The following is a 13,347-nucleotide window of genomic DNA, read 5'->3' as shown; positions in this document are numbered from 1 at the left end:
CCCGGTAAGCTTGCGCCACCGGGCTTTACCCTGTCAGAGTGATTTCAGAATCGCATCCACGCTGGCTTTGGCATCGCCAAACAGCATGTGGGTGTTCTCTTTGAAGAACAGTGGGTTCTGAACCCCGGCATAGCCGGTATTCATCGAGCGTTTGAACACAATCACGTTCTGCGCCTTCCACACTTCCAGCACCGGCATTCCGGCGATTGGGCTGCCCGGATCGTCCTGCGCTGCCGGGTTGACGGTATCGTTAGCGCCAATGACCAGCACGGTGTCGGTGTCGGCGAAATCATCGTTGATCTCATCCATTTCCAGCACGATGTCGTAAGGCACCTTCGCTTCCGCCAGCAGCACGTTCATGTGGCCTGGCAGACGCCCGGCGACCGGGTGAATACCAAAGCGAACCTTGATACCGCGCGCGCGCAGCTTCTCGGTGATCTCCGCGACCGGATACTGAGCCTGCGCCACCGCCATGCCATAGCCCGGGGTGATGATGACCGTATGCGAGTTTTTCAGCATATCCGCCGTATCTTCTGCAGAAATCTCGCGGTGCTCACCCACTTCTTCATCAGCGCTTGAGGAAGAACCATCGGTCCCAAAGCCGCCAGCAATGACGCTAAAGAACGAACGGTTCATCGCTTTACACATGATGTAAGACAGGATTGCACCAGAGGAACCGACCAGCGCACCGGTGACGATCAGCAGATCGTTGCTCAGCATAAAGCCTGCCGCCGCCGCTGCCCATCCGGAGTAGGAGTTCAGCATGGAGACAACCACCGGCATATCCGCGCCGCCGATCGACGCCACCAGGTGCCAGCCGAACGCCAGCGCAATAATGGTCATCACCAGCAACGCCAGCACCTGCATGCCGGTGCTTTCGGTACGTACGAAGATGACCATCAGGACAAACGACACGACCAGCGCCGCCAGGTTCAGCTTGTGACGGTTAGGCAGCATCAGCGGTTTAGACGAGATCTTACCGCGCAATTTGCCGAAGGCCACAATTGAACCGGTGAAGGTTACCGCACCAATAAAGATGCCAAGGAACACTTCCGTCAGGTGAATGTTCACCAGAATCGGTTCCATGCCCGGTTCGTGATACAGGTAGCTGTTGAAGCCCACCAGCACCGCCGCCAGACCGACGAAGCTGTGCAGAATGGCCACCAGCTCCGGCATTTCGGTCATTTCAACGCGTTTTGCCAGACGAATACCAATCGCGCCGCCGATGATCATCGCCACCAGGATCCACGCCACGTTGCCGGTGTCCGGCCCGAAGATGGTGGCAATCAGCGCAATCGCCATCCCGGCGATACCAAAGTTATTCCCCTGCTGAGACGTTTCGTGTTTGGAAAGCCCCGCCAGACTGAAAATAAACAGGATTGCAGCAACAATGTATGCGGCTGTCACTAATCCTCCAGACATATGCTACCCCTTAGCCTTTACGAAACATTTTCAGCATGCGCTGAGTCACGGTGAAACCACCGAAAATATTGATACTGGCGATCAGCACCGCAACGAAGCTCAGGAAGCTAATCCAGCCGCCGTGACCAATTTGCAGTAACGCCCCCACAACAATGATCCCGGAGATGGCGTTAGTGACCGACATCAGCGGCGTATGCAGCGCATGGGAGACGTTCCACACCACGTAGTAACCTACCACGCAGGAGAGCGCGAAGACGGTAAAGTGGCCGAGGAACTCTTTCGGCGCGACGTCAGCAAGCCAGCCAAACAGAATCACCACCAGGGCCATGATCGCGTATTTACGCCATGGAGAGGCAGTTTTAGCGGGCTCTTTCGGCGCTGGGGCTGCTTTTGGTGCCGCCTGAGGCTGCGCGGAAACCTGAATAGGCGGCGCGGGCCAGGTGATTTCACCTTCGCGGACCACGGTGACGCCACGCACCACCACGTCGTCAAAATCAACGGTGATGTTGCCGTCTTTCTCTTTGCAGAGCAGCTTCAGCAGGTTGACGAGGTTAGTACCGTACAGCTGGGAAGACTGGGTTGGCAGACGTCCCGGCAGATCGGTATAACCAATGACCTTCACGCCGTTGGCGGTCGTGGTGACCTGATTCGGCACGGTATATTCGCAGTTGCCGCCGTTCTGCGCCGCCAGATCCACGATCACGCTGCCCGGCTGCATGGAGTCAACCATCTCGCGGGTGATGAGCTTCGGTGCCGGTTTACCCGGGATGAGCGCAGTGGTCACGATGATATCGACCTCTTTCGCCTGCGCGGCGAAGAGTGCCATTTCGGCTTTAATGAAGGCTTCGGACATCACCTTCGCGTAACCGTCGCCGCTGCCCGCTTCTTCCTTGAAATCCAGCTCAAGGAACTCGGCCCCCATGCTTTGTACCTGCTCCTTTACTTCCGGACGGGTATCGAAAGCACGCACGATTGCGCCCAGGCTATTTGCTGCGCCAATGGCCGCAAGGCCTGCCACGCCCGCGCCAATCACCATCACTTTCGCCGGCGGCACTTTGCCCGCGGCAGTGATCTGACCGGTAAAGAAGCGACCAAATTCATGCGCGGCTTCAACAATTGCACGGTAGCCCGCGATGTTGGCCATCGAACTGAGGGCGTCCAGAGACTGGGCACGCGAAATACGCGGCACGGAGTCCATCGCCATCACCGTGACGCCGCGCGCCGCCAGCTTCTCCATCAGCTCCGGGTTTTGTGCAGGCCAGACGAAGCTCACCAGCGTCGTGCCCGCGTTCAGCAGTTCAATCTCGTTCTCTTCCGGCGCGTTCACCTTCAGAATAACGGGTGACTGCCAGACTTCTGCACCGTCCACCACTTCCGCACCGGCCTGAATAAAGGCGTCGTCGTCGAAACTCGCCAGCTTGCCCGCGCCGCTTTCAACCGCGACGGTAAAACCCAGCTTAAGCAGTTGCTCCACCGTTTTCGGTGTTGCCGCTACGCGGGTTTCATTGGCTAACCGTTCTTTTGGTACCCCAATACGCATAGTTTTCCCTTCCATCGGTTTTTGATGATGGTTTGTCAATAAACGCCCGTGGTTTGTATCACTTTTCGCCAGCCCTATAGCTGCGACCTATGATTAACCCCAGAAAATAAAACAGTAACAAACTTTCTATAACCTACTGAAAATAGCGCCCGCGATCTACCGCCAGAAAACACTATTTCTTACTTTATCTGTGAAAAATAAGCGATCGGCGTCACTGACAGCGATATTTACCTTAAATTCGCTGCCGGGACCGATAAATCGCGCAAGCGAAGCGGTAAAAACATGATATAGCGCCATAAGAGATCAACTTATTAACATTAAATTAACTTGTAAAAGTCATAAGCTTAATCAGTTTTTCTTGTCAAATGCGTCTTTTTTCAACATATCACTAAATGTTATAGAATCCGGTCGTTGCGTTCGCACAGGCTGTGAAAAATGGCGCAGACAGCGACGGGTTTTAAATGCCATAATCGGGACCGTCTCAAATTAACAACAATACCAGTACATGGTTTGCGCAAGGCGAAGGATTATTTTTATGAAGCTTAAGAACACACTCCTGGCGTCCGCACTTCTTTCCGCGACCGCCCTGTCCGCGAATGCCGCGACAGAGTTAACGCCGGAGCAAGCGGCAGCGTTAAAACCTTTTGACCGTAAGGTCATTGTGGGTCGTTACAACTCCATTGGCGATGCCGTCGCCGCCGCATCAAAAACCGCCGATAAAAACGGCGCGGCCTCGTTTTACGTTGTCGACCAGTCTGATGCGGGCAACAGCGGCAACCAGCGCGTCACCGTTGCGCTGTATAAAGACGATGCGCCAAAAGCTGACGCGCCGAAAAACCGCGTGATCAACGGCATCGTTGAGCTGCCAAAAGATCAGGCTGTTCTCCTGGAACCGTACGACACCGTCACCGTTCAGGGCTTCTACCGTAGCCAGCCTGAAGTGAACGACGCCATCACCAAAGCGGCAAAAGAGAAAGGGGCCTACTCTTTCTATATCGTGCGTCAGGTGGATGCGAACCAGGGCGGCAACCAGCGTATTACCGCATTCATCTATAAAGAAGATGCGAAAAAACGCGTACTGCAAAGCCCGGACGCCATCCCTGCGGATTCAGAAGCGGGTCGCGCTGCGATAGCGAAAGGCGGCGAAGAAGCGAAGAAAGTTGAGATCCCGGGCGTGGCCACCTCTGCGGCACCAAGCGCCGAAGTGGGCCGTTTCTTTGAAACGCAGTCCACCAAAGGCGGGCGCTACACCGTTACGCTGCCGGATGGCACTAAAATTGAAGAGTTGAACAAAGCCACTGCCGCGCAGATGGTGCCGTTCGACAGCGTCAAGTTCACCGGCAACTATGGCAACATGACGGAAATCTCCTACCAGGTAGCGAAGCGTGCGGCCAAAAAAGGGGCGAAGTACTACCACATCACCCGCCAGTGGCAGGAACGTGGTAACAACATCACCATCAGTGCCGATCTGTACAAGTAACAAAACAGTTTTAAAAAGGCGGCGCAATGCCGCCTTTTTTGTTACTTTTTTTCTGATTTCTGCCACACATCATTGCATGCTTTCCTGACACTCCGTAAAATCCCGCGCCTTAGTGTGATCCACCATTTTTATGCGCCTGTGCGAAATAATTATTCTGGATTTGGACCTTTCATAACAGGAAGCCAATGGAAAAGAAACTTGGCCTGAGTGCTTTAACTGCACTCGTTTTGAGCTCAATGCTGGGTGCAGGTGTATTCAGTTTGCCGCAAAATATGGCGGCGGTCGCAAGCCCTGCCGCGCTGCTGATCGGCTGGGGCATCACCGGAGCCGGCATACTGCTGCTGGCCTTCGCCATGCTTCTGCTGACGCGCATCCGCCCGGATCTGGACGGCGGAATTTTTACCTACGCCCGTGAGGGTTTCGGAGAGTTAATCGGCTTCTGCTCGGCATGGGGCTACTGGCTGTGTGCGGTGATCGCCAACGTCTCTTACCTGGTTATCGTCTTCTCGGCGCTCAGCTTCTTTACCGACACCCCCGAACTGCGCCTGTTTGGCGACGGCAATACCTGGCAATCCATCGTCGGGGCGTCGGTACTGCTGTGGGTGGTTCACTGGCTGGTATTGCGCGGGGTTCAGACCGCCGCCAGCATCAACCTGGTGGCAACGCTGGCGAAGCTGGTTCCTCTTGGCCTGTTTATCGTGCTGGCGTTTATCGCGTTCCGCCTCGACGTGTTCAAGCTCGACTTCACCGGTATCGCGCTGGGCGTGCCGGTCTGGGAGCAGGTAAAAAACACGATGCTTATTACCCTGTGGGTATTCATCGGGGTTGAAGGCGCGGTTGTCGTCTCTGCCCGGGCGCGTAATAAACGCGACGTGGGCCGCGCTACGCTGCTGGCCGTACTCGCGGCGCTGGGCGTGTACCTGCTGGTGACGCTGCTGTCGCTGGGCGTGGTGGCGCGTCCTGAACTGGCGGAAATGCGTAACCCCTCCATGGCCGGGCTGATGGTGAAAATGCTCGGCCCCTGGGGTGACGTGGTGATCGCTGCGGGGCTGATCGTCTCCGTGTGTGGCGCATACCTGAGCTGGACCATCATGGCCGCTGAGGTGCCTTTCCTGGCCGCCACGCACAAAGCGTTCCCGCGCCTTTTTGCGCGTCAAAATAAAAACAATGCACCCTCAGCCTCGCTGTGGCTTACCAACATCAGCGTACAGGTCTGCCTGGTGCTGATCTGGCTCACAGGTTCGGACTATAACACCCTGCTGACCATCGCCTCAGAGATGATTCTGGTACCCTATTTCCTGGTGGGTGCGTATTTATTGAAAATCGCCACGCGCCCGGCGCACTATGCTGTAGGTGTGGGTGCCTGTATTTACGGCCTGTGGTTGTTGTATGCTTCCGGCCCAATGCACCTCCTGCTGTCGGTAGTGCTGTATGCGCCGGGTCTGCTGGTCTTTATCTACGCCCGCCGCACGCATCAGCTGGAGAATGCGCTGAAACGCCGTGAAATGGCCTTGATCGGCCTGTTACTGGTTGCCGCCGTACCGGCAACCTGGATGCTAATGGGATAACGCCGCTTTCCCATTGTTGAACTGAAATGGAGAATACGATGGGAAATGCGCAGCAGCGTCCAATTCTGATTACCGGTGGAGGTCGTCGTATCGGCCTCGCCCTTGCCCATCACTTTCTCAACCTGCGTCATCCCGTCATCGTGAGCTATCGCAATGAATATCCCTCGATTGAGGGGCTGCGGAAAGCGGGTGCAACCTGCATTCAGGCGGATTTTTCTACTGATGAAGGTATTCTTGCCTTTGCCGAAAAGGTGAAATCCACCACCCACGGGCTTCGCGCCGTTATCCATAATGCCAGCGCATGGCAGGCAGAAACGCCAGGCACGGCGCTCAGCGAAACGCTCTCGTGCATGCTGCAAATTCACGTGAATGCTCCCTATCTGCTAAACCATGCGCTGCAGGATCTGCTCCGCGGCCACGGGCATGCCGCTGGCGACATTATTCATTTCACGGATTACGTGGTGGAGCGCGGCAGCGACAAACACATCGCCTATGCAGCCAGCAAAGCCGCCCTGGATAACATGACGCGCTCGTTTGCCCGCAAGCTGGCGCCTGAAGTAAAAGTGAACGCCATCGCCCCGGCGATGATTTTGTTCAACGAAGGCGATGACGCGGAGTACCGCCAGCAGGCGCTGAACAAATCGCTGATGAAAATCGCCCCCGGTGAGAAAGAGGTTATCGATCTTATCGACTATCTGCTCACCAGCTGTTACGTCACCGGCAGAACCTTCGCGGTGGACGGTGGACGTCCGCTACGCTAGTGGAAACGGCTCCAGAAGAAGATCAATACCCAGGCGCTGAGGCTCCAGCAGACCACTGACCCGCCCAGCGCCAGGGGAAGACGCAGAAAACCGGTGAAGTACCAGAGTGACAGCAGATAAAGAAAATAAGGGATGATAGACCACATGCCAAACACGATAGTCGTACGCAGCGCTTCCGTTCCTCGCTCAGAGGCAACGATGTAATGAGCAATCAGCGCGAACGTCGGGAAAAGAGGAATCAACCCGGCAATGTAGTAGTTTTTCGTTTTAGCAAGAATGCCAATCAGTAACACCACCAGCGCACCCAGCGCGGCTTTAATCACCAGCCCCATGATTTTCCCATAACAATCAAGTAACAATGCGAACCAGAATAACGGAACTGGCGCTAATTTTGAAAGATTAATGGAAGGTTAAGGTTGCGCGGTGTATGTTGACATTTTTCGCAATAACAGACGCTGTATGAATAAGATTGTTTATGTAGAAGATGAACCCGAAGTGGGCCAACTGATCGCCGCCTATCTGGGCAAGCATGATATGGACGTCATTGTTGAGCCGCGCGGCGATCGCGCTGAAGAGGTGGTGATACGCGAAAATCCGGATCTGGTCCTGCTGGACATCATGCTCCCCGGTAAAGACGGGATGACGCTTTGTCGTGACCTGCGCGCCCAATGGGATGGCCCTATCGTACTGCTTACCTCTCTCGACAGCGACATGAACCATATTCTCTCGCTGGAGATGGGTGCCAACGACTACATTCTCAAAACGACCCCTCCTGCCGTTCTGCTTGCCCGTCTGCGCCTCCATTTGCGCCAGCGTGCGAGCATCGAGCGTGAAGCGCCCGCCCCCTCACTCACGCCACATAAGGCAATGCGCTTTGGGACCTTATCTATTGACCCGGTCAACCGCCAGGTGCTGCTTTCAGGTGAGCTTATCGCACTTTCTACCGCAGATTTCGACCTGCTGTGGGAGCTGGCAACCCACGCCGGGCAGATTATGGACAGGGATGCGTTGCTGAAAAATCTGCGCGGCGTGAGTTACGACGGAATGGATCGCAGCGTAGACGTCGCGATTTCACGCCTGCGTAAAAAACTGCTGGATAACGCCACGGAACCCTACCGCATTAAAACCGTGCGAAATAAGGGGTATCTGTTTGCTCCGCACGCCTGGGAAACCTAATCACGTCTCTCCGAATGCCTGATTTATACAATTGCGCAACATCTCCCTTGAAAATAGGGTGAATTGCTTCATAATTAAGTCACTCTCCTCGTACCCGTATTCAAGGGGACATATCAGCAGTAGCGCGATCGCAATGCTACTGCAGTTCTCTCATCCCGGCCTGGTCGCCAACCGTTCCTTCAGTGATATCAAAGGCTCTCAAAGAAAGCCTGACCCTATGTTTTCACGAAAATCTTGATATGAGGATTTAAGCCAATGAAATATGTATAGCTACCAAAAAGTAGAAGCCATCAAAACCAATCTTGAATGGATTGTAAATCAAACTTCCGTCAACCATCCGTGTCCCTCAAACGCCGATCAAAAAGCCCTGTTTAATCTTCTGGAACTCATCCAGGCATACGAGATACTGCTTGATTTAATTAACGAATTTGGCACTTCCGTCATTGATAATGACGTTGCGGAAGGCTTATCCAACACTGAAAAGCTCATAACTAAAATTAAAAGCAGTGCGCACGCAATGTAGGTATGATCGACTTTGCGAGGGCGATGAGTTCGCCATCGTAAGGTCGTAGCCACATTCATTTCGGTAAAATTTAATGAAAAAGCTGTTTGTGCAGTTTTAGTGTGCAGAAAAAACCCAACTCATTGAAATGGATATACTTATTATGTTTTCAATAAGTTAGCCCGAAACGTTTAACGGACATCTACGGACATTCACGGTCTTTTTTGTGCCCCTTTTGGTGTCCCTCCTTCAAAATGCCCCCAAATTTGCCCCCAAAATCCCCCTATTTTGCATAGCTCCTTCCAGTTTCGTAACACACCGCTGTACGCACTCCATTCTCTTCAGGAGAATCGCCCCGAATACGTTTGTAAGACTTAACCAGCGCGCTACTTTTTCTCCCTGCCCTATAATACTTTCAGTATGACTAACTGGAGGTTTCTATATGTGGACGCTTTGTACAAGCACAAACCCGTGAAAAGACCTTACTTACCTGGCCGACGAAGCCGATCGCGACGTTCCATACGACCAGGATCCTATTGGGCGGTACAACGTCGCGCCAGGCACTAAGGTTCTGCTGCTGAGCGAACGAGACGAGCAGTTGCATCTCGACCCGGTGCTGTGGTCATACGCGCCTGGGTGGTGGGATAAACCGTTGTTGATTATCGCGCGCGTAGGAATCGTGGCCACAAGCAGAGTGTTCAAACCTCATGGGCAATAAGAATAGCCCTACTACATCGAGCGGACTTTATTCACGGCATCTATCGTCAATCAGCCATTCTAAGGGTACAATTCATATTCAGTATTTTCTGAATGTGACATCAATAAAATGTTTGTGTAAATATCAATCACTTCGAGTTAAAAAACACCTCGTAACAAAAGAACAATGAAATTGATTCACAATGTTATCTTCAAACATTTTCACTTGAAATTGATAGTTCGCGATAGAGACTCCATTTATCACTACTTTCGCTTTCCTTAAATGAAGTTCACATGTTCACCCTCATATCTATCGACCAACATTTATTCAATAGGCTTTATAATCATAGGTGTATTCAGCTCTAAACTGTATAATGTAAGCTACTGTACCAACTAACATTTAGTAAGTTTTTTAGTTATTTAACTTGCCCACGCAATGAATAGTAGCTTCAAATGAAAATATCACAAAACATCTAATTAAAATAGCATCGAATATCCTTACACTAACTGAGGTATAAATTCCTTTAAAGAAATAACAGCATTACTCATTAATTGACAAACCAAAAACCCCAATTAAACTTACATACTAAATTTAATTAATGGTTGTCAAATGCTCACATATATTGAAAAGACTCTTATAAAAAAAGAAATTCTTAAAGGTCACTCAACATTTAAATTTAGAGTTAAAAGATTCAGCCTTGCAAATGAATTGGCTTATAATTCCAACCCGTCTTTTTATAACTATTCCACAAAGCAAAAAAGACTAGATGCAATAACATTACTTTGCCGTGGTTTCTTTATAGGAAAAGATGAAACCTTATCCATCACCAAAAAAACATGCAATGATAATTTTGGCATCAGTGAGAACAGCATCACCTCAATAATCAACACATTAAGCGTAAAAAAAAGCATCACTATTTCAAGAAAACATCATGACAGGAGAGAATTGTTAATTGAACCCACTAATAAAGGGATAACAGAAATGTTTCTGTTCTTTATGAGAGTGTCGTATCCAAGAGTAAAGAGAAGTGATTATGAGGATCTAGTTGCAATTAAAAGTGGGAATATATATAATAAAGCGCTCATTGATGTAATTAGTAATTACTCATCTCATCTGGTTCTTGGCTACTCGATTACTTCTTTTGTGCCCTTAACGAAAGTTTTCCTAGAAAGAGTCGGTGGCCGCATAATCATGTTCCATCTTTATAATCAGATTATTGGTTACCATTCCAGTCTGTATAAAACTAATTGCACACGCTCATCCTTATACTCTAAACTTAAGATCTCCAGACCTCAAATTAACAGGATTTTATCTTCTGCTGAAGAAAATAAACTTTTATCAATTGACAACTCAGGCCATATTTTTTTGAACAACAGCTTCACCAACCTTATTGATGATTATTTTGCGGTACTAATGTCACTTAATCAATATTAGTTGAGATCATAATAACATCAGACCTCATCGTTTACTATGATAGATTACGTTTTATGATGCGAGAATATTTAAATTATAAACATCATCAAATGTAATCTTGTCCGGTTTCGCATCGCGGATCTTTCCAAATATATTTTCCTTGCACGACTTTAATCTCAATCTAAGATTATTCAATTAAGTTACTCGGATAGAAATCATATTGATGATTCGAACTATTGAAATAGGTATAGCTTAAAATCAACGCACTTTCAGAAGGTCGGTGAACCTGGTGGTGTACCGCGGAGAAACCATTTCACGCTTCATCTGCCATTGCTGCTGAATACCCTGGCCGGCAAAATAGAGCGTACCTTTTCCGTCTTTCGCATTCAAGTGATCAAGCACCTCCATCAACTTATCGCTTCCGGCCCGCGGCGCGTTCTCATCGAACAGGTTGAGCTGGGCCACCCCTTGGCTGAAAAAATCACCCAGCATGATTCCAGCCTTTTGATTGCGGTGGCCATCCTTCCAGATTTTGTCCAAACACTTAACTGCAGCGTTAATGATGTCGCGGGAATCCTGAGTGGGGGTGAGAAGCTTCATTGAAGCGCTGTTGCCGTAATATGGCTCATTCAGGGCAAAGGGGGACGTCTTCACGAACGCCGAGATAAAACGACAATACTGGTGCTCGCCACGTAGTTTTTCAGCGCCTCTGGCGGCATAAGCGCAAATGGCCTGCTTCATTTGTTCGTATTCAGTGATGCGTTCACCGAAAGACCGACTGCAGACGATTTCCTGCTTTGCTGGCGCAAACTCCTCCAGATCAAGACAAGGCTCGCCGCGCAACTCCCGGACCGTTCGCTCGAGTACCACGTTAAAGTGTTTACGGATAATCCATGTGCTTTGTTCTGAGAGATCCAGAGCCGTTTTAATGCCCATGGCGTTAAGCTTCTTACTTATGCGGCGGCCAACGCCCCAGACGTCCTCTACTGGCACGATAGCGAGCAATCGGCGCTGGCGGTCGATATTGGATAAATCAACTACCCCTCCCGTTTGCCTCTGCCATTTTTTCGCAGCGTGGTTTGCCAGCTTAGCGAGTGTTTTTGTCTGCGCGATGCCAACCCCAACGGTCAGGTGCGTACGCTTCAGAACGGTAGCGCGGATTTCTTTGCCAAACTCCGTCAGGTCCCGGCAGTTGCGAACACCAGTCAGATCGCAAAAGGCCTCGTCAATGCTGTAAATTTCTACCCGTGGCGACATCTCTTCAAGCGTTGTCATCACGCGGTTGGACATATCAGCATACAGTTCGTAATTGCTACTGAAGCAAATAACACCAGCGCGCCGGAATAGCTCTTTTTGTTTGAAAAATGGCTCACCCATGGTAATTCCAGCCGCCTTGGCCTCGGCGCTGCGAGCGATTACGCAGCCATCATTATTCGAGAGAACGACCACCGGCCGCCCTCTCAGGTCCGGCCTGAATACAGTCTCGCATGATGCGTAGAACGAGTTCACATCACAGAGAGCAAACATATTCAGCTCGCAGATTTAACGATGAAAGTAACAACGCCAAACACGTCCAGTCTGTCTTCACTGCCAACAACAATTGGACTGTAGGCGCTGTTCATAGGATTGAGTTGTACGGTCGGGCGCAGTTGCAGACGCTTAACAGTGAACTCCCCTTCCACAGCGGCGATAACAATGTCACCGTGCTCAGCAGTGCGCGAGCTGTCGACCACCAGCAGATCACCGTCGCTGATCCCGGCTTCGATCATGGAGTCGCCGGCCGCCTTAACGAAATATGTCGAGCTGGGGTGGGAAACCAGTAACTCATTGAGATCGATACGCTGTTCAACGTAATCAGCCGCTGGGCTTGGGAAACCACACTGTACTAAGTCACTGAAAAGCGGGAGAGCAATAATTTCTCGCAGTTCTGCATGCCTGATAAACTCCATAATGCACACCTCAAATGCTGTTTTTATATACAGTAGTTTCATTTGAGTATGCACGCAAGACACAGGGTCTGTCATAGCTGATTAAAGCTTCGCCGTTTCGTTTCTAAGTTTCTACGTCGCTTCGAATTATCAGTTTTGTAAATTTTATGGCCGCAATTCTATATGAGCAAAATTAAGCCGACTTTGAAGCGGGAAATTTTTTATAAAGCGTACATACGGCAACGTCATAAATTATAGCTACCTGCTTCCTGTCCAGACCGTTCGCAATCAATCGGCCCGCCTGGTCCCATTGCTCCGGGGTAAGCTTCGGACGCCTGCCGCCGACTCGCCCTTTCTCACGAGCTGCAGCCAGGCCTGCCCGGGTGCGTTCCACAATCAACTCCCTCTCCATTTCCGCCAGGGCTGACATGATATGAAAGATGAAGCGCCCCATAGGGCTTGATGTATCGATACTGTCCGTTAGGCTCTTAAAATGGATACCGCGCTGCCGGAGTTCGTCCACCAGCAGCACCAGATTTCGCATGCTGCGCCCAAGGCGATCCAGCTTCCAGACCACCAGCGTATCCCCCTCATTCAATGCCTTAAGAAGCTTTTTGAGTGCTGGCCGGTTTGCCACTGTTCCGCTCATTTTTTCTTCGAAAATATGCTCACATCCTGCGCGTTCGAGTGCCTGTCGCTGAAGATCAGTATTTTGGTCATTTGTTGATACCCTTATATAGCCAATTTGCATATTTTTCGCCCAAACATTTCTGCAAGAAAATCAGGTGAAGTTATCGGCCAAGCTGCCTCGGGGCAATCTATAAAACGTCGGTTTAGGAACATCGGCAACAAAGGACGCT

Annotated in this window: 12 protein-coding genes and 1 pseudogene; 7 read left to right on the top strand and 6 right to left on the bottom strand. The window is 50.8% G+C overall.

Annotated elements, in window-relative coordinates; genetic code table 11:
• Positions 1–33: 33 nt before the first annotated feature.
• Entirely contained in the window at positions 34–1,422 is a 1,389-nt protein-coding gene (pntB, locus tag VPX56_RS10520; RefSeq protein ID WP_263609442.1) for a Re/Si-specific NAD(P)(+) transhydrogenase subunit beta, read from the bottom strand.
• A 10-nt stretch (positions 1,423–1,432) separates the two neighbouring features.
• Positions 1,433–2,962 carry a Re/Si-specific NAD(P)(+) transhydrogenase subunit alpha gene (gene pntA, locus VPX56_RS10515; RefSeq protein ID WP_326471603.1) on the bottom strand — a complete coding sequence of 510 codons (1,530 nt, stop codon included), beginning with the start codon at positions 2,960–2,962 and terminating at the stop codon, positions 1,433–1,435.
• A 535-nt stretch (positions 2,963–3,497) separates the two neighbouring features.
• Here pntA and ydgH point away from each other — a divergent pair.
• The 3 genes from ydgH to folM all read left to right on the top strand — a co-directional run bounded on the left by ydgH (position 3,498) and on the right by folM (position 6,771).
• Complete coding sequence (ydgH, locus tag VPX56_RS10510; RefSeq protein WP_326471601.1) at positions 3,498–4,442, top strand: DUF1471 family protein YdgH; 945 nt, start codon at positions 3,498–3,500, stop codon at positions 4,440–4,442.
• Positions 4,443–4,627: 185 nt separating this feature from the next.
• Positions 4,628–6,010, top strand: coding sequence for an amino acid permease (locus VPX56_RS10505; protein WP_326471599.1), 1,383 nt, complete (start codon positions 4,628–4,630; stop codon positions 6,008–6,010).
• A gap of 38 nt (positions 6,011–6,048) precedes the next feature.
• A complete protein-coding gene (gene folM, locus VPX56_RS10500; protein WP_263609439.1) occupies positions 6,049–6,771 on the top strand; it encodes a dihydromonapterin reductase in 723 nt (240 codons plus the stop codon).
• Here the strand turns inward: folM and VPX56_RS10495 are convergent.
• The gene (locus tag VPX56_RS10495) at positions 6,768–7,103 is read right to left on the bottom strand and encodes a GlpM family protein (RefSeq protein WP_326471596.1); all 336 of its coding nucleotides are present in this window, start codon (positions 7,101–7,103) and stop codon (positions 6,768–6,770) included. The two genes, folM and VPX56_RS10495, sit on opposite strands and share 4 nt — an antisense overlap.
• A 127-nt stretch (positions 7,104–7,230) precedes the next feature.
• Between VPX56_RS10495 and rstA the strand changes: the two genes are divergently transcribed.
• The 4 genes and pseudogenes from rstA (at position 7,231) to VPX56_RS10475 (ending at position 10,580) form a co-directional block, all read left to right on the top strand.
• Entirely contained in the window at positions 7,231–7,947 is a 717-nt protein-coding gene (gene rstA / locus VPX56_RS10490) for a two-component system response regulator RstA (protein WP_131635755.1), read from the top strand.
• Between the two features lie 262 nt (positions 7,948–8,209).
• Positions 8,210–8,470, top strand: a complete 261-nt coding sequence (locus VPX56_RS10485; protein WP_131635754.1) for a hypothetical protein — start codon at positions 8,210–8,212, stop codon at positions 8,468–8,470.
• Between the two features lie 419 nt (positions 8,471–8,889).
• Positions 8,890–9,164: pseudogene (locus tag VPX56_RS10480) on the top strand (SOS response-associated peptidase family protein); the annotation flags it as partial.
• A 591-nt stretch (positions 9,165–9,755) separates the two neighbouring features.
• Entirely contained in the window at positions 9,756–10,580 is an 825-nt protein-coding gene (locus VPX56_RS10475; RefSeq protein WP_326471590.1) for a hypothetical protein, read from the top strand.
• A gap of 237 nt (positions 10,581–10,817) precedes the next feature.
• Here the strand turns inward: VPX56_RS10475 and VPX56_RS10470 are convergent, their stop codons facing one another.
• The 3 genes from VPX56_RS10470 to VPX56_RS10460 all read right to left on the bottom strand — a co-directional run bounded on the left by VPX56_RS10470 (position 10,818) and on the right by VPX56_RS10460 (position 13,238).
• Positions 10,818–12,086 carry a Y-family DNA polymerase gene (locus tag VPX56_RS10470; protein WP_326471588.1) on the bottom strand — a complete coding sequence of 423 codons (1,269 nt, stop codon included), beginning with the start codon at positions 12,084–12,086 and terminating at the stop codon, positions 10,818–10,820.
• Between the two features lie 2 nt (positions 12,087–12,088).
• Positions 12,089–12,508 (bottom strand): translesion error-prone DNA polymerase V autoproteolytic subunit, encoded by a 420-nt coding sequence (locus tag VPX56_RS10465; protein ID WP_326472023.1) that lies wholly within the window; start codon positions 12,506–12,508, stop codon positions 12,089–12,091.
• Between the two features lie 172 nt (positions 12,509–12,680).
• Complete coding sequence (locus tag VPX56_RS10460) at positions 12,681–13,238, bottom strand: recombinase family protein (RefSeq protein ID WP_326471586.1); 558 nt, start codon at positions 13,236–13,238, stop codon at positions 12,681–12,683.
• Between the last annotated feature and the right edge of the window lie 109 nt (positions 13,239–13,347).

The sequence above is a fragment of the Enterobacter wuhouensis genome (genome assembly GCF_035835995.1).
GTDB lineage: Bacteria > Pseudomonadota > Gammaproteobacteria > Enterobacterales > Enterobacteriaceae > Enterobacter > Enterobacter wuhouensis.
The sequence above is the reverse complement of the archived record's forward strand: the minus strand, read 5'-3'. Positions and strand labels throughout refer to the sequence as shown.

Coding starts and splice junctions, on each gene's coding strand:
- VPX56_RS10470 (WP_326471588.1), bottom strand. CDS start 12,086: ATGTTTGCTCTCTGTGATGTGAACTCGTTCTACGCATCATGCGAGACT.
- pntA (WP_326471603.1), bottom strand. CDS start 2,962: ATGCGTATTGGGGTACCAAAAGAACGGTTAGCCAATGAAACCCGCGTA.
- ydgH (WP_326471601.1), top strand. CDS start 3,498: ATGAAGCTTAAGAACACACTCCTGGCGTCCGCACTTCTTTCCGCGACC.
- VPX56_RS10460 (WP_326471586.1), bottom strand. CDS start 13,238: ATGCAAATTGGCTATATAAGGGTATCAACAAATGACCAAAATACTGAT.
- VPX56_RS10505 (WP_326471599.1), top strand. CDS start 4,628: ATGGAAAAGAAACTTGGCCTGAGTGCTTTAACTGCACTCGTTTTGAGC.
- folM (WP_263609439.1), top strand. CDS start 6,049: ATGGGAAATGCGCAGCAGCGTCCAATTCTGATTACCGGTGGAGGTCGT.
- pntB (WP_263609442.1), bottom strand. CDS start 1,422: ATGTCTGGAGGATTAGTGACAGCCGCATACATTGTTGCTGCAATCCTG.
- VPX56_RS10485 (WP_131635754.1), top strand. CDS start 8,210: ATGTATAGCTACCAAAAAGTAGAAGCCATCAAAACCAATCTTGAATGG.
- VPX56_RS10465 (WP_326472023.1), bottom strand. CDS start 12,508: ATGGAGTTTATCAGGCATGCAGAACTGCGAGAAATTATTGCTCTCCCG.
- VPX56_RS10495 (WP_326471596.1), bottom strand. CDS start 7,103: ATGGGGCTGGTGATTAAAGCCGCGCTGGGTGCGCTGGTGGTGTTACTG.
- rstA (WP_131635755.1), top strand. CDS start 7,231: ATGAATAAGATTGTTTATGTAGAAGATGAACCCGAAGTGGGCCAACTG.
- VPX56_RS10475 (WP_326471590.1), top strand. CDS start 9,756: ATGCTCACATATATTGAAAAGACTCTTATAAAAAAAGAAATTCTTAAA.